This is a genomic window from Paenibacillus sp. JGP012 (genome assembly GCF_014203995.1).
GTDB classification, from domain to species: Bacteria; Bacillota; Bacilli; order Paenibacillales; family Paenibacillaceae; genus Paenibacillus; species Paenibacillus silvae.
In genome coordinates this window covers 38,053-60,469 of record NZ_JACHKG010000010.1, presented here as the reverse complement: position 1 = coordinate 60,469, position 22,417 = coordinate 38,053, and the positions used below count along the sequence as shown (strand labels likewise).

Annotated in this window: 17 protein-coding genes; 2 read left to right on the top strand and 15 right to left on the bottom strand. The window is 50.4% G+C overall.

Features of this window, described 5'->3' with window-relative positions:
* Positions 1-139 precede the first annotated feature (139 nt).
* Together HNR77_RS14220 and HNR77_RS14215 are read left to right on the top strand one after the other, a co-directional pair.
* Positions 140-727, top strand: a complete 588-nt coding sequence (locus tag HNR77_RS14220) for a bifunctional transcriptional activator/DNA repair enzyme AdaA (protein WP_184185333.1) — start codon at positions 140-142, stop codon at positions 725-727.
* The gene (locus HNR77_RS14215) at positions 724-1,542 is read left to right on the top strand and encodes an SPL family radical SAM protein (protein WP_184185330.1); all 819 of its coding nucleotides are present in this window, start codon (positions 724-726) and stop codon (positions 1,540-1,542) included. The genes HNR77_RS14220 and HNR77_RS14215 overlap by 4 nt, the downstream gene beginning before the upstream one ends.
* A gap of 232 nt (positions 1,543-1,774) precedes the next feature.
* Here HNR77_RS14215 and HNR77_RS14210 read toward each other — a convergent pair whose 3' ends face one another.
* The 15 genes from HNR77_RS14210 to HNR77_RS14140 form a co-directional block, all read right to left on the bottom strand.
* A complete protein-coding gene (locus HNR77_RS14210; RefSeq protein WP_184185327.1) occupies positions 1,775-2,881 on the bottom strand; it encodes a Gfo/Idh/MocA family protein in 1,107 nt (368 codons plus the stop codon).
* Between the two features lie 165 nt (positions 2,882-3,046).
* On the bottom strand, positions 3,047-3,772 hold the full coding sequence (locus tag HNR77_RS14205; protein WP_145403655.1) for a ThuA domain-containing protein: 726 nt from the start codon (positions 3,770-3,772) through the stop codon (positions 3,047-3,049).
* 52 nt (positions 3,773-3,824) lie between these two features.
* Entirely contained in the window at positions 3,825-4,997 is a 1,173-nt protein-coding gene (locus HNR77_RS14200; RefSeq protein WP_184185324.1) for a Gfo/Idh/MocA family protein, read from the bottom strand.
* A 191-nt stretch (positions 4,998-5,188) separates the two neighbouring features.
* Entirely contained in the window at positions 5,189-6,208 is a 1,020-nt protein-coding gene (locus HNR77_RS14195; RefSeq protein WP_184185321.1) for a LacI family DNA-binding transcriptional regulator, read from the bottom strand.
* Between the two features lie 248 nt (positions 6,209-6,456).
* The gene (gene glpX / locus HNR77_RS14190) at positions 6,457-7,539 is read right to left on the bottom strand and encodes a class II fructose-bisphosphatase (protein WP_184185318.1); all 1,083 of its coding nucleotides are present in this window, start codon (positions 7,537-7,539) and stop codon (positions 6,457-6,459) included.
* 706 nt (positions 7,540-8,245) lie between these two features.
* Positions 8,246-10,582: a glycosyl hydrolase gene (locus HNR77_RS14185; protein WP_397366847.1), complete on the bottom strand. Its 2,337-nt coding sequence runs from the start codon at positions 10,580-10,582 to the stop codon at positions 8,246-8,248.
* 424 nt (positions 10,583-11,006) lie between these two features.
* A complete protein-coding gene (locus tag HNR77_RS14180; protein ID WP_184185315.1) occupies positions 11,007-11,549 on the bottom strand; it encodes a (2Fe-2S)-binding protein in 543 nt (180 codons plus the stop codon).
* Entirely contained in the window at positions 11,546-13,861 is a 2,316-nt protein-coding gene (pucD, locus tag HNR77_RS14175; protein ID WP_184185312.1) for a xanthine dehydrogenase subunit D, read from the bottom strand. Before pucD ends, HNR77_RS14180 begins: the two co-directional genes overlap by 4 nt.
* Before the next feature lie 113 nt (positions 13,862-13,974).
* Positions 13,975-14,910 carry an FAD binding domain-containing protein gene (locus HNR77_RS14170; protein ID WP_184185310.1) on the bottom strand — a complete coding sequence of 312 codons (936 nt, stop codon included), beginning with the start codon at positions 14,908-14,910 and terminating at the stop codon, positions 13,975-13,977.
* A gap of 68 nt (positions 14,911-14,978) precedes the next feature.
* On the bottom strand, positions 14,979-15,629 hold the full coding sequence (locus HNR77_RS14165) for a nucleotidyltransferase family protein (protein ID WP_184185307.1): 651 nt from the start codon (positions 15,627-15,629) through the stop codon (positions 14,979-14,981).
* A complete protein-coding gene (locus tag HNR77_RS14160) occupies positions 15,595-16,686 on the bottom strand; it encodes an XdhC family protein (protein WP_184185304.1) in 1,092 nt (363 codons plus the stop codon). The genes HNR77_RS14165 and HNR77_RS14160 overlap by 35 nt, the downstream gene beginning before the upstream one ends.
* A gap of 91 nt (positions 16,687-16,777) precedes the next feature.
* On the bottom strand, positions 16,778-18,103 hold the full coding sequence (locus HNR77_RS14155; RefSeq protein WP_184185300.1) for a 5'-deoxyadenosine deaminase: 1,326 nt from the start codon (positions 18,101-18,103) through the stop codon (positions 16,778-16,780).
* A gap of 95 nt (positions 18,104-18,198) precedes the next feature.
* Complete coding sequence (ggt, locus tag HNR77_RS14150) at positions 18,199-19,794, bottom strand: gamma-glutamyltransferase (RefSeq protein ID WP_184185297.1); 1,596 nt, start codon at positions 19,792-19,794, stop codon at positions 18,199-18,201.
* Positions 19,788-21,035: a pyridoxal-phosphate-dependent aminotransferase family protein gene (locus HNR77_RS14145; RefSeq protein ID WP_184185294.1), complete on the bottom strand. Its 1,248-nt coding sequence runs from the start codon at positions 21,033-21,035 to the stop codon at positions 19,788-19,790. Before HNR77_RS14145 ends, ggt begins: the two co-directional genes overlap by 7 nt.
* 6 nt (positions 21,036-21,041) lie before the next feature.
* Positions 21,042-22,358 carry a Zn-dependent hydrolase gene (locus HNR77_RS14140; protein WP_184185291.1) on the bottom strand — a complete coding sequence of 439 codons (1,317 nt, stop codon included), beginning with the start codon at positions 22,356-22,358 and terminating at the stop codon, positions 21,042-21,044.
* Positions 22,359-22,417: the final 59 nt, after the last annotated feature.

The window sequence follows — 22,417 nt, the reverse complement described above, 5'->3', positions numbered from 1 at the left end:
AAAGAGCTAATTATGATTTTGTAAGAGTGATAATTGTGATAATTCAGAAAGATATGGTTAATATTGAAATCTTGCGATTTGATTCGAAATCTCGTGATTTCCTGATCGCCATGGGTATAATTATAGCTGAGGTGATCCCATGAAACGTACAGAGCAGCTTCATTCCCTGCACCAAACCATTCCTGAGGAGTATTGGAATGCGATAATCGAGAACGATTCTACGTACGACGGTACGTTTTTTTACGCGGTGCAAACGACAGGTATTTTCTGCCGTCCCTCGTGCAAATCGAGACCGCCCAAATACGACAACGTGCTCATCTTTCCCCATGCAGAGCAAGCTTTGGCTCACCAGTTCAGACCGTGCAAACGCTGCAAGCCTACTGGAGCACGAGTGCCAGACCAGGAATGGATCTATGGAGTTACCGAGTATATTGACAAGCATTATACCGAATCGTTAACGCTGGATATACTGGCTGCTGTTAGTCACGGGAGTCCATATCACCTGCATCGGGTGTTCAAACGCATTACAGGACAAACCCCGGTTCAATATATACAAGCCAAACGAGTAACAAAGGCTCAGGAACTGCTGAAACAAACCCATTTGACCGTGAGCGAAATTGGACGCCAGGTAGGCATATCCAACGCGGCTTATTTCGTTTCCGTTTTTCGCAAGCATATCGGTTACACCCCTGCACATTACAGGGAAAGGCAAGGTAGCAGCTCATGACCGTTCAATTGAACTATAAAGCACCCAAAACATTATTAAACAAAGGCAGCGGCTTCCTGAGCGGCTACACCCACACCTTAAATCCGTACACAGGCTGTTCCTTTGCATGTTCTTACTGCTACGTCAGACAGATGCCTGTCTCCTTATTTCGCAAGGAAGACTGGGGAAGCTGGGTGGATGTGAAAAAAGAAGCCTCCGGCATTCTCGCCAAAGAACTGCAGCGTGCCCGTAAGAAAGGTAAAATGACCATTTTCATGTCGTCCAGCACCGACCCGTATCAACCCGCCGAAGCTCGCGAATTGATTACACGCTCCTTGCTCGAAACAATGCTGCTTCACCCGCCCGATTTTGTGCTGGTACAGACTCGAAGTCCACTTGTCACCCGTGATATCGACCTCCTCCAGCAGCTCGGTGATCGTGTGCGTGTAAGCATGACAGTGGAGACAGATCAAGATAACATTCGCAAGCACTTTACACCCGCCGCACCGCCCATTGCCGGTCGATTGCATGCACTCAAGCAATTGCGGAATGCCGGCATTCAAACGCAGGTTGCCATTGCACCTGTTCTGCCAAGCAGTGATCAGTTTGCTGTTACGTTAAGACCGCTCGTTGACCGTGTCTGCATTGATGATTATTTTATGGGAGATGGCAGTGAAGGCAAGCGCACGCGGAGACTTGGAATGGAGCAGCTTTACCAGGAGATTGGACTGGAGGAATGGTATCGGCCCGGGGCCTATAAACGGGTTGTAGAACAGATGAGGACGCAGTTTGCCGAGCATGAAATTTATATTAGTCAGGCCGGATTTGAGCCATGATATCGATGCCACTCTGCATGCGGGTCAACACAGAGGCGTTTCCATCCTTGATCATACCAAGAATAGCAAAGAACAGCCTCTTTCCGTTCATCAGGAAAGAGGCTGTTTCTTCGTTGGTAAAACAGGCTATATACTTCGCTTTACTTAAAGCTTCACTGTACTTCACTTTACATTTCTTACGGTGCTTATATTAATAGAAATACATCATCACATGTCTTAAATGTGCTTTAACTTATTTATCCAATGTATACAGTGGAAGATTAACAGGCAATGCCGCTGGACGCTCGCATGTGCTCTTCATCGCGTAGAAGGTCTGCTCATCTGAAGAATCATGGAACGCCCACATCGCTTCAAGCACATGATAGGCCAGTTCACCACTGGCCCGGTGTGCACGTCCGCTCTGTACCGCATAAGCCATATCTGCGACGCCGATGCCTCGTGTATTTTGCTGATATCCCGGAAGCAACGGAGCTTCTGTCCATTCATGCTCGCCCATCAAGCGGTATCGTACCGGGCCGCCAAAGGTATTCGGATCAGGCACCTGAAGTGTGCCATGTGTGCCGTAAATCTCAATCGGAGGCAATGCACTTCCACCAAACACATCAAAGCTTGTAATGAGCGTGCCGATGGCTCCTTGCTCAAATTGCAGCAGGCCGGTGACATGCGTCGGGATGTCGACGGGAATGATCTGGCCCCTTTTTTTCTCACTGGTAATCATACGTTCATTCATCGCTTTTCCGGTCATTCCGGCAATAGACTTGATCGGTCCCAGCAGCTGCACAAGTGCAGTCAGATAATAAGGCCCCATGTCAAACATAGGCCCGCCACCACTGGCGTAATAGAACTCGGGATCTGGATGCCAGAATTCATGTCCCCGGCTCATCATAAAGGCTGTTGCCGCTACCGGCTTGCCGATAATCCCGTCCTCTACGAGCTGAAGTGCCGTCTGAATACCTGAACCAAAGAACGTTTCAGGTGCACACCCCACCAGAAGACCTTTACGTTGGGCTGTCTCCAGCACCGCCTGCCCTTCCTCACGAGTCACTGCAAGCGGCTTTTCAACATAAACGTGCTTGCCCGATTCCAATGCACGGATGCATACCTCTGCATGAACAGCAGGGATCGTCAGGTTGATAATCAGCTCAATCTCGGGGTCAGCGAACATTTCGTCTACAGTATAAACGTTGGGCACGTTATAGGCTGCGGCCTGCTCCTCTGCGCGCTTCCGGTCCAGATCGGCTACAGCCACAAGCTCAAGCACCTCGAAACGGTGACAGTTCTCCATGTAGATGCCGCTGATTTTACCACAGCCGATAATACCAACTTTCATTGTTTTCATACTCTTGCTCCCTTCGCCGTGGATCAAATATAGGGTAGTAAAATCCTGCATAAATATCTTTCAAGTCGGCAGATTTTAGCCCATCGTACAACCTCAACTAGATATGATTACAAATATTCCAAACGTCAAACCTGCCACGGTCAGATTACAGGTAGAATGTCAGCCTCAGGTTTGGTTGTCGGCCATGCCAGTGTAAGCCTCGGCTGCACCTGTTGATCTGCTTTTCGCCAGCTCTTTGCCAGCTGCTGTCCAGAGGAAACCACTGCGCATCATCTCGGTTACCGGCTTCATATCTACGATATCCGCATGATGTCCGAGCGAGTTGTAGAATACACGCCCTGCACCCCAACGCTTCGTCCAGGCTACAGGCATATCGACTGGCCCGTTTGCTGCGTGAGGCCCTGATACGATCGGGAAGCGAGTGGTTGCCAGTACCTCCACAGCGGGATCAACGTGCAGGTAATACTGCTCGCTTTTCACCTGAAAATCCTCGATATGATCAAACAGCGGGCTGGAGCCGCGTTTGATATTGACCATGTATTCCACACCGTCATTTCCCGGATGAGCTACCCACTGTCCACCCGTCATAAACTGCCAGTCTACGTTCGTACGGAACGCATCACACATGCCGCCATGCAGCCCGGCCAGACCTACACCGCTCTGTACAGCTGCCGAGACGTTATTGACGAGCTCTTGCTCAATCTGTCCCATCGTCCATAGAGGTACAATCAGATCCAGACCGCGCAGCTTCTCCGCATCCGCATAGGACTCCAGCGTGTTGGAAACCTCAACCTCAAACTGCTCTTCCTTCAAGATACGCTCAAAAATAGCTGCTACCTGCTCCGGCTCATGTCCATCCCAGCCGCCCCATACAATCAATGCTTTCTTCATCGCTTGATCACTCGCTTTCTGTTTCATTCAATTTGATTTGCGTCGTTCATTATTACATCTCTTCAAGCGTAACCCAGCGACGCTCAGCGACCGAGCGTTCTACCGCTTCCAGTACAGCTTGACACGCAACTCCATCATGGAAGCTTGGCGACGGCTGACGGCCCTCGGAAATTGCCGTAACAAGCTCCAGCATCTCATGTGTGAAGGTGTGCTCAAAGCCGATCGTGTGACCGGCAGGCCACCAGGCTTCGGCATATTTATGCGCAGGATCGGTAGCCAGTACGCGGCGGAAGCCCTGAACATCCTCATCGTCCGTTGTGAAATACACTTCCAGCTCGTTCATCCGTTCAAAATCAAAACGCACACTGCCCAGGCTGCCATTAACCTCAAAAGAATTTGTGCTGCGATGACCCGCCGCAAATCGTGTCGCTTCGAAGCTGCCAAGTGCTCCGCCCGCAAATCTCGCGAGGAATAGCGTAGCATCATCCACCGTTACTTCACCTTTCGGTGCATCTGCACTTGAACTGCCTTTCGCGCTTAGACCTGTCATCTCGGACGCAAGCGGACGTTCTTTGATGAACGTTTCACTCATGCCGATGACTTCCTGAAACTCGCCAACGAGGAAACGGGCCAGATCGATCAGATGTGCTCCAAGATCACCATGTGAGCCAGAGCCGGCGACTTCTTTTTGCAGACGCCATACGAGCGGGAAGTTCGGGTCCAGAATCCAGTCCTGAAGGAAAAACGCACGGAAATGATAGATTTTGCCCAAACGTCCGCTCTCGATCAGATCCTTTGCCAGCTGCACGGCTGGAGAGAAACGATAGTTGAAACCGACCATATGAGTGATGCCCGCTTCTTCGGCGGCCTGCAGCATTTCACGGGAGTCAGCCAGCGAGAGCGCAAGCGGCTTCTCACAGAACAGATGCTTGCCTTGGCGAGCAGCCTCAAGCGCAATCTCTTTATGAGCATCACTTGGAGCATTGATATCAATCAGGTCAATATCATCCCGTTTCACCAGTTCACGCCAATCTGTAACACTCTCGGACCATCCAAACTGGCTTGCCGCCGCCTGCACGCCCTGCTCATTGCGCCCGCAGATGACAGACATTTCGGGCTGCAGTGGAGCAGAGGGGAAAAACATCGGTAAACTGCGATACGCATTGCTATGGGCCTTCCCCATAAATTTGTATCCAACCATTCCTACACGAAGACGTTTTGACATGAACATTTCCTCCTCAAATAGAATGTATAAAATCAATCTCATATCTACATAAGTTGAAGTTGAACTAAAGATTTTACACAATCCACTCCGATGACAGAATAACCTTCCCATCGCTGTTATCCCCAGATTTTTTCGATCCCCTTTTCCAAAGGGAAAAATCCGGTGATGTGTAAAAGAATCGTTCAACTTATCTACATCACGTTTCGACTGGATGAGGCTCGAACAATCAATTCAGTTGGCAGAAGTGTCCTAGGAGACTGCGACACACCAGCAGGATGCATCAATTTGGAGACCGCAATCTCGCCCATCTCGAAAAAAGGAACTCGTACACTGCTTAGTGCCGGAACGGCCATCTCTGCTGCATCGGAATCATCATAACCAACGAAGGCTGGGAAATCCTCGACCCGTACCCCCCGTTCACGCAAGCCATGCATCACCCCGATCGCCATCCGGTCATTCGCTGAAAAGACCGCATCAATCTCATGCAAGCGTTCAGCAATGATTGCTGCTGCCTCGATCCCGCTCCGTCTGCTGTAATTGCCTTCAAGCAGCAAACTCGGATCAAGCTCCATGCCAGCCTGCTGCAGACCCAGACGTACACCTTCCATCCGTTCCTGACTGTTCGAGTAACTGTCTGGTCCGTTCAGAAAAGCAATGCTGCGATAACCCTGATCGGTGAGATGACGTACAGCAAGACGGCTGCCCTCGACATGATCAGCATCCACTTCAGAGAATGACTCCCCTGCAAAATGCTGGTTCATCACGCAAAATGGATGTCCTTCCCGGTCCAGCTGCTGGATTGCAGCCAGCTCATCATGATCGTGCCTCGCACCCAGAATGATACAAGCATCAATCTTCTGTCTTCGGAACAGATCGGTATAATTCATAACTTCACCCGGTGTTTGAAACATGACCAGCAGATCGAGACCGTTGTCTCGCGCTTTGCTTCCAATGCCACTTAACATTTCCGAGAAAAAATAGGCCGAAAACAGATGTGCCTTAGGAACATAGGGCAGCACGACACCCAGATTACCGCTTTTGCTTCTGGCAAAGCTGCGGGCAAGTGCACTGGGCACATAACCTAAACGCTCGGAAGCTTCAAGCACCCTGCGGCGAGTCTCCTCCCTGATCGGTCCAACGCCGTTGAGAACCCTGGATACCGTTGCCTCGGATACCCCTGCAAGCTCAGCCACTTCTCTGCGAGAAGCCATGTCCTTCACTCCCTTCAGATGAACTGAGCAATTATAATCAGCTGTAATATAATTATGTACGCGCGTACATTTTCTCATGGCATGTAACCGTTGTCAATGCAAAAACAACAAAAAGAATGAGGAATTCAGGATTAACCTTTTTCCTCATTCTTGATTTGTCTATAACACAGCTCATAATGGCTTCTATTATAAATGAAACTTTATTGTACAGATAAAGATAAAGATGAGATAGAGATAGAGATAGAGTTTTATGCCTTTGCTGCAGCGCTAGGTTCCTTGGCGGACTGATTAAATTCGGCCTGCTCCTTATCCTTGCTAAGCTTGCGCACACGATCCGACGGTTCAGCCGAAGCTTGAAGCTTGCGAACTTTATGCAAGACCTCCTTATTAGGTAAAAAGTGCTGGGACCGAATAAAACGAATGGTTTTGGTTTTGGCACGCATAACGATGGAATCCGTCTCTGCCCGGTCATCTGCAAGATAACGCACTCCACCAAGGATCTCACCCGGTGTTACTCCCGTAGCGGCAAAAATAACATCCTCTGTCCCGATCATGTCTTCCATCGTTAACACCTTGTATGGATTGTCGATCCCCATCTGCAGGCAGCGCTGGAACTCATCTGCATTGGCAGGCATCAAACGACCTTGAATCTCACCTCCCAGGCAGGATAAAGCTGCTGCTGCGAGCACCCCTTCAGGTGCTCCGCCTGATCCGACATACAGATCGATGCCCGCTTCCGGGAAAGCAGGAGCCATTGCTCCGGCAACGTCGCCATCACTAAGAAACTTGATCCGCACACCCACTTTGCGCAGTGTCTTAATCGTGCTCTCATGCCGTACACGGTCAAGTATCATGACTGTCAGATCGGATATATTTTTGTTCAGGGTAGCGGCCGCCTTTTCCAGTGTCACCTCAACCGGGTCTTCAATGCTGACCTTGCCCACAAGTGCAGGGCCAACAGCCAGCTTCTCCATATACATATCCGGAGCATGCAGCAGATTGCCTTTTCCCGCCACAGCAATGACTGACAACGCGTTATTCAGACCTTTGGCTACAATCTCTGTGCCCTCCAGAGGATCAACGGCCACGTCAACCTCCGGCCCTTCCGCATTGCCTACTTCCTCACCGATGTACAGCATCGGGGCTTCATCCATCTCGCCTTCCCCAATGACAACGGTTCCGCGAATAGACACGGAATCGAACATGGCCCGCATGGCCAAAGTAGCTGCCTCATCCGCACTGTTCTTGTCGCCTCTTCCCATCCACGGGGCTGAAGCTAGTGCTGCCAATTCTGTTACTCGTACAATTTCCAACGCCAGTTCACGTTCCATGCCTGCCACTTCCCTTCTGGTTTTTCACAGCATATCGTGAAGGGCGGCCGAAATCTATCGCAAATCCATATGAAATCAATCTATAATCAGCGCAGCGACAGCATTTTCGCTTCGTTTTACTTATTTTAACATTTATTAATTGAACTATTTTTTCCGTTTCAGAGCATTTCTTTGCAGCTTGATTTTGTTCCTTTCCTCCCCTTCAAACATTAATATTTTTTCCAATTTTACTGGCCATTTTTGTGCCTTTTGTTCGGATGGCAACACTCCTCTCTTCAGTGAAGCACGAACTTCCTCTAACCCAAGAAACATCACATTTTGCATCCACAATCAGAGCTGGGCCTGCCCGAATTCTGAAAAAATCGAAAACGATTTTCGGGAATTCTCATCTGCTTCAATATGTGCTAATAAAATGGAAGTATCGAGTCACTTATGAGCATATTTCAGCCTTACAAAAATGACTGCAAAGAGAATTATTTTTTAGTATTAATCAGGACTTTAGCCTTTGCTAATTTCATAGATACAGTCTATATCGGATATCGAAAAATATGAGTTTACATAATATTAATTACGTTATATTTTTCAGATGATCAAACCATTATTTTCTACAAATTTAAAAATACATCTCACGCATCGATCTCATCCAGCTAAAAAAAGACCAAATCAGCTTCTTCACTGACTTGGTCTTCTATCTATTTCATGTTCATTAAGGTTCAATGCCCCACACTAACTGATCGTTTACATATCCGGTAACCTTATTATGGTTCGTATACTGACTCCCTGATGCCATAAAGGAATAGTCGTCTGCCTGATTGTAATTGGACCAGTTATTTTTGGAGAAGCGTGCCTGAATCTCTGCGCTTCCGCCAGGCTTCAACACTCCGGCACTGCTGGTGAAGCCCAGCTCCACATAATAGTCAGCTCCGGCAGCCTGTGGTGTCATCTTTACAAATATACTGGTGACGTTGGCACTTCCAATACTCGACCAATCCGTCCATAAGGTCTGCGCTTCCTCACCATCGATCGTATAGTAGTACCGTACCTTCACATCGCTAAGTTGAATGTCCGTATCGCCGGAATTAATCAACTTGAACTTGGGAGCAATGCCATTGGTAGAGGCACTTGTATTGCCATTATACGCCTGAATCGTTAACTGAGCGTCTGTTGGAGCAACCACCGAGCTATCCGTTACATTCACTTTGAGTACAGCAGCTTTCCCACCATCAAAATGAAAAGTCAGACTTGACTGGCCCACAGGCAAAGTGGACAGGTAAGACGAGTTAAAAACTACCGCTGATCCCGATGCTGTATAATCCTGACCGGATACAAGATGCACACCACCCTTTGAAATGTTCGTGAGCTGATGCCCGTTCAACGTAAGTGTAATCGTAATATCCTGACCAGCCCCTGCTGCTTTATCAAAGCTTGCACTTTCGGGTGAGATAACTGCGCTTGGATTCGGCTGATTCACCTTCAGATCTGGCAGCTCATCCAGGCTAATCACGTAGTCGCTCTGATAGAGCGTCTTCAGTGTAGCCGGATAATTGAACGCATCGCTCATCAGATGTTCGCCGTACCACGGACAGAAATAGAGCCAGCCCGCTTTTTCCTCCGTCAGATTCTTCACACTTGGAACCGTATCATTTTCTGTCATGGCCACCATTTTCTTGCCATTTGTCAGCTTCACCAGCTGATAGAAAATGGAAGATATCGCATCCTCATTCGGTACACCGGATAAACCGTCATACCGATTGTAGATCGTATTGTATTTGTCATAACCGACCAGATCCACCTGATCATCTCCCGGATACCAGGCTGGAGAAGTGCTGTAAACATAACTGTTGTACGTCCAGATCAGATTGTGCAGGTCATAGGTTTCAGTCAGCTCCGTGTAGAGCATATCCCATAACTTTTTATAAACATCCGCTCCAGCAGAGGCCCACCAGAACCATGCGCCTTCGCCGTTCAATCCTCCGTTCCCTTCTGCCTCATGATACGGACGGAAGATGATGGGCACATCGTTATCCTGTAAAATCTGCAGCTGCTCCGCCAGATCGGCAATCGTCATCATGACATATTGATATTCCTTCGTACCGGGAACAACCGCTTTGGCTGTATCAAAATTTGTCTCGGTCGGTTTATAGGTTGCCTCCTTCCAATCTACGAAATCGCCCAGCTGATACGTAGTAAAGTTGCGTGGTACAGTAATATGCCAGGAAGCCGTTGCAATACCACCACGGTTGTTAACCCAGTCAATCATCCGATTGGTGGTTCCATCCTCCCAGCCGTAGAGCGGATTATAATTCAGGAAGTCGAATCCACGGATTGCGGGATATTTACCCGTCAGATCATGTATCCATTCGAACTCCAGCTCAGCATTTCCATCATTCCCTCCTCCATAAATCTCCTGTTGTCCCGAAATAATGTTGTGTCCATATACCTCCGTCAAGTAGTTCATTAATATTTGCGTTTCCGGTGTAGCCTGAGGGTCGGTCAGTACAGGCTGCACATTCAGCGGATCAAGATCGGCATAATCCACCGTGAACGTATCAAAATAAGCGTAGCCCCAGCCAGCCTTCAGCTGAATCGAGTTGTTACCCTTGTTCAATTTGTGAAAACCAAAGTCATAATCCGACCATGTCGTCGTGTAAGGAAGCATATAGGAGCCTTTGGTCATTCCGTTAACTGCCAAATATTGCAGCCGACCATCCATGCTAAGCTCCTGCATATAACGTGTGGAGATGCTGTACATGCCTGTTTCCGGCACAGTCACGTTTAAAGTAATCGTTCCCGAGCCCTGCATCCAGACGAACCCGCTCCCTGAATATCCGGGCTTGGGCTGTCCATAAATCTCAGAAACCACTTGTAGTTCGGGGCTTAACTCAGCATCCTCGCCTTCAATGGTCAACAGCGGTGCATCCGCATGAGCTGTATCAGGTACTGCTAATGCAAGCAAACCTAGCAGGAGAGTACCCAGCAGCATAGTACCTGTCAGCATCACGGCAACTGTTTTCTGAAGCCTTTTCCTCCATCCCGTATTCATTCCGATCTTCATTTCCATCTCCCTTTCCATATTGAAATGTGAGAGCGAAATGTGCATAAACCTGATCATGATGACGCTTTCAAAGTAAACATACCACGAGCGAGAAAGGTTGTAAATATATGGTTATTTTGATTTCGAAAACGATTCATTTTAGCCCTCGCAGCTCCTAATGCTTCTAGTGTTATGTACAACTAGCTGCCTTCATCTATTTCTGTATTTCATCTGAGCCTCCAACGCAAAAAAAATAATAAAGAATTTCTGCGTTCTGAGCTTGCTTCATCACTCGATTCGCAGAACATTCTCTATTATTCATAATATAACCATAATACAATTACTGGGGTAAAAAATTCAGTTATTTCACATTTGCATAATCAGCAAGCAGACAGCGAGATCGCCTAGACTGCGTTGTTTTCTGATTTTTTGATTAATTAGCGGACTCTATAGCCGTTTCGGTTATCGCTGTGCCGCTTTTCTCTCTTCCACCATATCGCTCACTTGCTTTGTTCACCGCTCTTATAATTCCACCATAGCCTGTGCAGCGGCAAAGGTTACCGCATAGTCCGGTTTCGATCTGCTCCCGAGTAGGGTTCGGGCACTCATCCAGCAGCGCTTTTGTTGAGATAATCATGCCAGGTGTGCAGTAACCACACTGGAATCCCCCCTCTTCTACAAAGGCTTGCTGAATGGGATGCAGCTGTCCCTCCTGCTCGCCGCCCAGCCCTTCGATCGTTGTAATTTCGCAGCCATCACACTGATAAGCCATGACAAGACAGGCATTCACAGGCTCACCATTCAGCAGGATCATACATGCGCCGCACCGTCCAACCTCACAGGACACTTTAGTGCCTGTCAGCTGTAATTCATTTCGCAACATATCGACAAGCCGGGTTCCGGGAGCTACAGACAGCTGTCTGGAATGTCCGTTCACTTCAGCGCTCCATTCCTGTTCAAGTGGCAGGTTTTTCATGATGGCCTCACTCCTTCCGGCAAAAAAACATTAAAGGCTCTGGTCAACTCTTCCCTCGGCACTGGAAGATGGCTAACCCACACCCCTGTAGCCTGATGGATCGCTCCAGTAATCGCAGGAGCCAGCGCTACAGAACCAATCTCACCAATGCCTCTCGGTCCGAATGCATCACCTTCAGGCAAATCCTCAATGGCTTCTACTTCCAGATGTGTGTGAATGTCCTTGATGGTTGGAATCAAATACGTGTCCAGATTGCACGTCACATAGCGGCTGTTCTGCATAACAGCATCCTCGGTCAGCGTAAATCCAAGAGCCATCACACTTCCGCCTTCAATCTGTCCTACGTACCCCATCGGGTTAATGACCGGGCCGGCAGCCACAATATGCCGTGTATCCAGAAGTTTGGTTTCTCCCGTCAGCATATTTACCTCCACCTCCGCGGCTACTGCGGCATACGTATAGAGGTAGTGACCGCCTACAACATGATCGGGTGTGGTAGGATAGTGAAAGGTCGTATCAAATATCCAATCCTTCGCTTCACCACGCTGTACAAGCTCCGCATAAGCAGCCACCAAGCGGGAAGAAGACAAAGATGACGAATCCTCTTCTTTCGTCCATATCCCCCCGGGTCCAGTCATCAGATTATCGGCAGGAATACCTGAAATCTCGGAGGCCACGGCGAGCAGCTTCGAACGGAAGCCATGCTGCACCCGTTGCAGAGCCATCCAGGCCATTGTCGTGGAACGGGAGGCCGTACTGGAGCCGCTATGAGGTACACGATCCGTATCTCCAATGACGATGCTCAGATCAGAGGTGTGGCACTGAAACAGGTCACAGAGCATGATCTCCAGTGTAGCAACGAGACCCTGCCCGAATTCCTCATAGCTGAACGCTACTTCAATCTTACCCTCGGCGTTCAAGGAAAGACGTCCCCCTGCCGGGTCTGGAATACCATACCCCAGCCCTGCACCATGCATTGCGATGGCTGCCCCGACCCCGCGTTTTATCCAGGGTGGACGTGACGTTTCCTCTTCGGGATGAAGATGCTTCTGCCATAGATCGGAGCGATCCAAAGCCTCCCACACTTGAGAAAGTCCATCCGTAGGCAGAATCTGCTGATTCAGCGGCCCCGGATCCTGCTTTTGCCGCAAATTACGTCTACGAAATTCCCATGGGTCCATATTGATCATCTGTGCCAGCCGATCCATCTGCCCTTCCATCGCAAAAATCGCCTGATTGCCGCCAAAACCGCGAAATTCGCCAGATAACCCGTTATTCGTATATACAGAGATTCCCTCTACATCAACGTGCGGAATCACATATGGCCCCATGCAGTGCTCGGTGCAGAAATTCAGCACCGGGGCTCCAAGGGTAGCATAGGCTCCCGTATCTGCGGTAATCCGAACACGGTGCGCCTGCAAAATGCCTTCACGGCTTATGCCCGTCTGCATCTCGATCTTCATCGGATGGCGTTTCAAGCCGGCCCTTACCGATTCCTTACGGGAGTTATGCATCTTGACAGGACGACCGCACTTCAAAGCAAGCAGTGCTCCATAAGGCTGCACATTCAGCTCATCCTTACCTCCAAATGAACCGCCAATAGGGGAAGATACGACCCGAATATGCTCTTCTGGACAGCCGATAATCCGGGCCAACTGCATGCGGTCTTTATATCCATGCTGCGTAGCCGCATATACATTCAAGCGCCCGGCTTCATCTGGTACAAAAAGACCACCCTCTGTTTCCATATATGCATGCATCTGTCTTGGCGTATAATAGGTCTCTGTTACAACATAAGCACAAGAGGCGAAAGCTTGCTCGGCGTCTCCCCGTTTAACCTCTGTGCGGTGCAGAACGTTACCCGGGCCGTGCGGATGCAGCTCAGGCGCATCGGGAGCAAGTGCTGCATCCGTGCTGTCCAGCGGCTCAAGCTCTTCATATTGCACCCGAATGGCAGCCAGAGCCAGCATGGCCCGTTCGGGAGAATCGGCAGCAACAGCGGCAATGGCATCACCGACATACCGAACGAGATCCTCACAGAACACCGGCTGATCCGGTGTGGCGATGCCAAAACGGTTAAGCCCGGGCACATCCTTGGCCGTTAACACGGCATACACACCTTCCATTGCTTCGGCTTCCGAAGTATCGATGGACAGCAATCTTGCATGCGGATAATCACTCCGCAGCACTTTGCCATAAATCATATCAGGTGAGCTCATATCGGTCAGATACTGCAGCTGCCCCGTAACCTTCGGAGGGCCATCCGGCCGCAGGTGCCAACGTTTTCCACTCTGTTCTCGGTTAAGCAGCATGCTCTATCTCTCCCTTCATTGCTCGATAGTTATATTGATCCATTAAGCCACATCTCTCATGCTCCATTAAGCCACAGTTATCGTTTTTCCTTTACGGCATCCCTATGAAAATCTTATGGTTGGAATGCCTGCCACAGCTCAGCTCCAAGCATATTGCCTGCCGCCTGCTTCCTGTAGTCTTCTGTTGCAAAAGCATCGGTGTAGGTTGTAAATTCAGCCATAACCTGAGCAGCAAGCATGGGGGCCTGAGCAGCCTCCGCCGGGCCGGATCGAAGCAGCTGCTCCGACTCTGTCAGTCTCATCGCCAGGCCTGAACCGCCGCCAACCGCAATCGCAATTCGTTCCCAGCGTCCATTTTCCAGATTAATCTCTCCGAACAAAGCGACCGTTACAAGTGAGGCCGTGAATACCTCCCTGCGACCCAGTTTGCGGTAAAAGGCGATCTTACGCTTACGATCTGGCACAGGGCTGCTGCATGCTTGCGAATTAAGTGAGCTGCCTTCTCGATCTCGATGCATCGGAATATGAACCGATACCAGTACATCTTCTTCGCTTCGTCCGCGAATACCGCCATCAAGAAGCCATGCGGTGACAGGCTGCATCTCCATGCCACGGCAGGTCATCCATTGCAGCTCAGCGTCATATACAAGCAGTGCAGGCAGCGTATCCCCGATCCCTGATGCAATATTACCTCCAATGGTTGCCAGGTTTCGTACAGAAGGAGCGGCAATAGCCAGAACGGCTTCGTGCAGAATGGGAAGCTGCTGTACCAAGGGGGATGCTGCACATGCCTTTAATCGGGTCATAGCTCCAATTACAATGTAATCCCCTTGTACAGTGATTTCGCTCATCTCGGGAATGCAGCTCAGACTAACCAGATGTTGAGGCAGAGCTTTCAATTCTGCTTCCCATTGGGTGCGCAGCAACGTGGCTCCAGCGGTATAACACCACGCCCCTTCAAGCTGTTCTCTGATAGATTGCAGTTCCTGTAAACTATGCGGCTGCCATACAAAAGGCTGCGCTCCTGATCCGTATGCTGGTGCTGCCATGGCTTCCCCCTCCTTTCTATATGGGTTGTTTATATGCAATCAACGTTAACGTTGGCTAAAATCCATCATCAAGCCTCTCTCCACATCTGTCCTTCTGCATAATTCAGAATTTGCTTCAACTGCGGCTCCGTATCTGCATCCCAGAAGCTTTCCCGCGACAAGGGGACCTTTACGCCTCTGTATATGGAGTTACGAAGTATTTTGCGAGCACCTTCGTCACCCTGAAGAGATAACAGCGGGCCGAACATGCGGGAGCGAAAAGCAACCGGCGGCTTCGCATCCGCATCGTCGGCAGCCGCCGCATAATCAGCATCAGGATGGGAAGCCAGTGCGTCCAGAACACCATTAATATGCTTTGCCGTTATTAGGGGTTGATCTGCCATCAGCATCAGCACACCCTCTGGCCTGTACTCCATGGCTGTCCAGATACCGCAGCGTATTGAATTAGCCATACCGTCAGCATGATCATCACAGACTGCAATACGCAGTCCGGGTGCAGCAGTATACCTGCCAGTGGCTGTTCGCAGGCATTCTTCTGGCAGCCATTCGAGGTGATCTCCAGGTTTAACAACACAGATAATCTGGTCCAAAGTTGAGCTCAAGGCAGCCTTCAATGTCCAGGCCGCAAGTGCGATTCCATCCGGCATCTTCACCGAGAGTTTATTCCGTCCGAGTCTGCTGCTGTTACCAGCTGCCAGAACGATACCTGTCGTTTGCATAAGCATCGCTCCCTTTTTCAATCATTGCTGTGGAAATCCCGGAGTCTTTCTGAATTTTACGTCGACACGCGATCAGCTCAGCAGCAATACTTATCGCAATCTCTTCCGGCCCATCAGCTCCGATCGACAAACCAACCGGGCTATGCATATGCTTCAGAGGTGGCATCCCATCCAGCAAACGTGTTGTTCGGGTGCGTGAACCCATAATGCCAAGATAGGTATAAGCACGATTCGCCAGAAGGGCCAGCCATTCACGCTCCCGTGGAAATTGGTGACTCATCAGAAGAATATAATCCTGCTCATGAATGTTCAGTTGACCATAAATCTCCTGGGGAAAACCTAACATCAGCTCTGCTTCAGGAAATCGTTCAGCTGTACATAAAGACTCCCGCCAATCTGTTACAAGCACCCGGAACCCGGCCAATCGGGAGAGCTTAGCAACAGGCATAACGTCATTTCCCGCTCCTATGATGATCAAACGCGGCTTAGGTTCATACACCGATGTTAACTTTTGAGGAAGGTTCCACTCATCTCGATCGCTTCTATTCTTTTTGTCGTTTCTATTCTTTCTATCATTTCGATCCTTTTTATCCCTTTTCATCGGAACAAGCGGTCTTCGGCCGGATTCCAGCTTGAAGCATTCATACATAACTGCCTGCCAGTCTTCATCGAAAGACCTGATCAATGAAACCGATGCGCCGGTATCCAAACATAACTGCATCTGCTGCATCATCGTTCGCAGTTCTCCACAGACAGGCTCCAGCAGCACAATGACAAGTCCACCGCAGCCAATCGTTTCTCCCCAGGAGAGATCATCCTCCGGCCGCATATCGTAGGCAACCAGCTCCAGCTGTCCCGTCTCCAGCACACGGCTTACCCGCTCCTGGAGATCACTTTCCAGACAGCCCGGACTGATACTGCCATATACGCAGCCGTCCTCGGTAAGCAGCATCGAAACTCCCTGCTTGCGGTAAGCATGACCCTCAACCTTGATGGCTGTGGCGAGCACGCTTCGTGCTTCCCGCATCGCAATTGCACACAGATCATGCATCTCCATCTGAGCCGCCGCCTTTCCCTGCCATCTTTTTAAGATCGAGCCAACAAACCCACATCAAACAGACTAATATCAAACAGATCTTGTGCGGTCGTTACATTCGCTTCATCAGACGTGCAATGCTTTTATCCGACTCCCGCAGCACAATACTGCGGTCAATCGTTTGTATTTTGCGGTTGCTCAGCACAATGCTGCCATCAATAATGACTGTGTCCACACAGCTTCGGGTTGCCGAATAAACGACACGGGAATATATATCTGTTTCATAGGAAGGGTAAGTGTGAAAATCATCGAGATCCAGCAGAATCATATCCGCCTTTTTGCCTGCTTCAAGACTGCCAATCTCTTTGGACATGCCCAGCACCTCTGCACCACCCATCGTTGCCATGCGCAGTACCGTTCTGGCATCCATCACCGTCGGTCCATGCGGCACCTTCTGAATCAGCGCCGTCATTCGCATCTCCTGAAACATATCCAGATTGTTGTTGCATGGGGCCCCGTCTGCACCAATACCTACGGCAATCTGCCGATTCAGCAGATCGGGAATCTCTGCAATCCCGGAGGAGAGCTTCATGTTTGAACCTGGACAGTGAGTGACCTTGACTCCGCGCTTGCGGATAATTTCCTTCTCTTCCTCACTCAGCCACACACAATGCGCAAGCACCAACCGGGGTGTAGCCAGCCCGATGTGATCGAGATAAACGATGTTGCGCATGCCTCGTTCATGTTCAACGAGTTCAATCTCGCCCCTGTTCTCTGAAGCATGGGTGTGGACCTTGACGTGATATTTATTGGAGAGGTCACGCACCTCCACCAGCAATTCCTCCGTGCAGGATACGACAAACCGTGGACAGAACGCATATTGAATGCGGCCGCCGCCGAATCCGTTCCACTTCTCCAGCAGATCCACGCTTTGCTGCAGCGACTCCGCTGTATTTTCACGCAGAGGTTCAGGCACCTCATCTCCATGATCCATCATTACCTTGCCGGAGATGACCCGAATACCGCTCTGTGCCATGGCTTGAAAAGCAGATTCCGTATGATGCACCGTTTCCATATCCAGAATCGTTGTCGTGCCGCTGGAGATCAATTCACCAAGTCCAAGCATCGCCGAGTAATAAACAGACTCCTCATCATGTGCGGCTTCCAGCGGCCAGATACGCTTGCGCAGCCAATCCATCAGCTCCATATCATCTGCACGTCCGCGAAACAATGTCTGACACAGATGAATATGTGTTTGGATAAAGCCGGGCAACAGCACCTTGCCCCTCGCATCAATCACCTGATCCGCCTGACTCTCTTCAATATTCACTGCAATTTCCTTGATTTTGTTATCTTCTATCAGCAGATCTCCCGTAAATACGTCTTCCTCTGCATTCATCGTGACCAGCTGTGCGCCCTTGAGCAAAATCGTACCCATGCCAATCTCCCCCATCCGGTTCTGTGTTCTCTACTTGGTAATGTTCACTCTCTACGGGATGTCGGAAGACCCGCCTTCATCTAATGACTACAAACCTACAAACCAATAGCCATGCCGTCTCCTCTGGGGTCAGCCGCACCGCTGATTATGCCGTCCGCTCGAATAACGATGCCCTGTGCGTGCCCCATAACTCCATCCCACGGCGCTCTGGCTTCCACTTTATGTCCCCAGCTCGCGAGAGCAGCACACACGTCGTCGTGATACCGATTCTCCACACGCAGCGTATCACTTTGTTCTCCCCAGGTACGTCCATACAGCCAGCGCGGCAGATTAATCGCCTCCTGTATACTCATTCCATAGTCCACTACACCTGTGAGGACAGATAGCTGTGTCTGCGGTTGCCCTTCCCCGCCCTGCGTGCCAAATAGCATATAAGGCTTTCCGTCACGTGTGACCAAAGCAGGCATAAGCGTATGAAAAGTACGTTTACCCGGCTCCAGTACGTTGGCTTCCCTCGAGTCCAGTGAAAAAAACGAACCTCGGTTCTGCATCAAAACTCCTGTATTACCCGGTACATAAGCTGCGCCAAAATCAAAATACAGGCTTTGAATAAAGGAAACCGCATTGCCTTCGGCATCCACCACCGCTGCATACGCAGTATCCTGACCCATTGCTTGGGACAAAAACGGTTGAGCTGTAGTCGGATGTGACTGGATTTCGTTCCATAATTCATCTGCATAGCTTTTGCATAACAGACGATCCAGAGGAATTTCTCTGAAATCAGGATCGGTCAGATACCGATCCCGGTCTCGAAAGGCCTTTTTCACCACTTCCGCCATCAGATGGTAAAATTCAGGGGACGTACGTGCTACGGCAGCCATATCTACCTGCTCCAGCATATTTAACATCATCAGCATGGAGAAGCCCTGTGTGTTAGGCGGCAATTGATGAACCTCATAACCACGATAATTCGTGCTGATTGGCTTCACCCACTCGCCCTGATGCGCCGCAAAATCGCTTGCCGCGAGCATACCTCCATCCTCCTGAATTGCCGTAGTTATCTGTTTAGACAGCTCCCCCGTGTAGAACGCCTCCCGTCCACCCGATTGAAGCTGTCTCAAGGAGGCAGCCAGCTGCTTCTGAATGAGCAGGTCTCCTTCCTGCAGAAGAGTACCCTCCGGGGCAAATACTGTTCGCAGCGGCGTATGTCCCATAATCAGCTCCGCATCCTGCTCCAGCCATAACGACAGATCGCGCGATACCGGGCAGCCTTGGTCTGCATACTGTACGGCCGGTTCAAGCAGCTGCTCCCACGCCAGTCTGCCGTAACGGGACCAGACTGCCCACCATGCATCCACCATCCCCGGTACGGTAATCGCACTAAGCACCCCGCGCCGAGGAATGTCGCTCATGCCCATCTTTTTGAATGTATCTGCATGAAGGCAGGACGCCGAGCGGCCGCTTCCGTTGTACGCCGTAATCTCGCCACTCGCTCCATCGTGAATCAGAAAAAATGCATCGCCGCCTATTCCGGTCATATGTGGATAGACCACACCAAGTGCTGCACTTACCGCCACCGCAGCATCATAGGCATTGCCACCCTGCTGCAGTATAGAGCTTCCAACAGCACTTGCCAGATAATGTGGTGTCGTCACCATGGAGCTTGTTGCCATTGGCATCTGGTTCAGCATAATACTCCCTCCTTCCCTTTCCCTGCATAGACGTCCAGAGCCGCCTGCACCGCTTCGCCTGAGGATACACTACAGCCGTGGCGCCGCAGCACCGCTTCCAGAGCACCCAGCACATGAAGCACGTTTTTACGCTGACAGCTGAACCCCATCGTGCCGATGCGCCAGATTTTCCCTTTTAATGGACCGAACGAACTTGCAATTTCGATACCAAAATCATACAGCAGCATCCTTCTGACGCTTTCCCCGTCGATGCCTTGAGGAATATGAATACAGGTTACCACCGGCAGCTTGCTGGACAGATTACCATACAATTCCAGTCCCATTCCCTCAATGCCTGCCATTAGTGCCTGCTCATTGATTCGATGTCTCTGATAACGCGCCTCCAGTCCTTCCTGAAGCACAATGCGCAGCCCTTCATATAGACCATAAAGCATGGATGTAGCCTCCGTATGATGGTTCAGCCTTGCTGGCCCCCAATAATCCTGCAGCTGACTCAGATCCAGATAATTGCTTGCAATCGTTCGCTCTCCAGCAGGGGTACCATCTGCATCCCGAAGTCCACGTTCGATCGTTTTCCGGCTCATCAGCTGCTGCTCTACACGACTGTTGTAGGTGATCGGCGCCATGCCTGACGGCACGGACAAACATTTCTGTGTTCCACCAATGACGGCGTCGAGGTACCACGCATCCGCCTCGACAGGCGTACCGCCAATGGTTGCAACGGCATCCACCACCAGCAAAATATCCAGTTCCCGGCATACCTTGCCAACGTCAGCCAAAGACTGCATCTGACCCGTTGAGGTTTCGCCGTGCACCACAGCAACGAGCTTTGGCTTGTGCAGATGAATGGCCTTGATGATTTCATCCGGATCGAAGACCCTCCCCCACTCTGTTTCAACCAAAACAACCTCGGCGCCACATCGCTCGGAGATTTCCACAAGCAAATGGCCAAATCTTCCGTAGACTGGCACAAGCACCTTGTCTCCCGGCTGAATCAGACTGACCAGCACCGCTTCAATGCCGGATCGGGACGTACCGTCCACCGGGTAACTCCATACGTTGCTTGTCATATATAGCTCACGAAGCATGGCCATCGTGTCATTCATAAGTGAAGTGAATTCGGGATCGAACTGCCCGAGAACGGGGAAGGACATCGCTCGTAATACACGTGGATCAACTTCAACAGGTCCCGGGGTCATAATGGTCCGCAAGGACGGGGATAACTCTTTATAGACAGCCATCTTCATTCAGCTCCCGTAACCGTATTTGTAGAGCAGTCTGACCAGTACCCGAAAGCCCCGCATCAAATCTTCCTCCGCTGTGAATTCAAGCGGATTATGACTGATTCCGCTGCGGCTCGGTACAAATACCATCGCCGTCGGACAGGCAGGCTGGAAAATCTGCGAATCATGACCGGCACCGCTTGCCATCGTGTGACTGGACAGCTGCTCCTGGAAACAGATTTCCTGAATGTCCTGGATAATCCCGGTATTCATAGCTATAGGGGCAACTGACAGATGCTCTTCCCAATCCACCTCAAGCTGCTGCTCCTCTGCAATCGTTGTAAATGCCTCAAGCATCTGCTTCCAGCATTGCTCTATGCTCTCCTGCTGAATATGCCGAATGTCGAGCGAGAACACGGCCCGCCCTGCCACCACATTGCCCACACCCGGATCGGGAGTAATCTGTCCTACCGTTGCCACAAGCGGCTGCCCTGCCTGCAGCGCAATTCGTCTGACTGCACTGATCATGTCGGCAGCCCCGGCAAGTGCATCCTTCCGCCAGATCATCGGTGTTGTGCCTGCATGATTGGCTTCTCCACCAACCGTCACACTGAACCGCTTCTGGCCTACAATAGCTGATACGATACCGATGGAATGCCCCAGACGTTCAAGCACCTGTCCTTGCTCGATATGAAGCTCGATAAACGCTCCAATCTGGCGCTCGGCTGCCCTATAATGGCTACCAGGTCCAAATCCCGCCTGAGTCATTGCGTCTTCAAACCTCACCCCGGCAGCATCCTGAAGCTCACGCACATCCTGCAGATGAGCTGCACCCGTTATGCTGCGCGAGCCCCAATAGGCAAAGGGGAACCGGCTGCCCTCCTCCTCGCAGAGCGAAACAACCTGGAGCGTACGCCGAGGGGCTCCGAACTGCTGCTGCAAATATTCCAGAGCCAGTATTCCTGCCACTACGCCGTAGGCCCCGTCATATTTGCCGCCGTGTACTACGGAATCAATATGAGAGCCAGTAACGATGGGCAGAGCGTGTGCACTCGCAGCCGAAGAGTCAGGATCAGCCTGCAGTGTGCCAAACAGATTGCCGGACTGGTCGAACTCGGCCGCAAGCCCCTTCTCCTGCATTTTGACAGCGAGAGCCTGCTGTGCATCACACCAGGCCCTGTCATATAACAACCTCGTTACACCGCCCTGTTCATCCGCTCCATAACCAGCCAGCCAATCTAACATGGCTTGCAGTTCTACCTTCTCTACATCCGGAAGACTTATGCCTTTTGCGAGGAAATCGTTTGTATTGAAAGAGGCATATCGCCCGGACTCATTCATAGCGTCTTACCTCCGTCCCTTTACACATAACCCTTCTCATAGCTGTTATTGCTTCATTT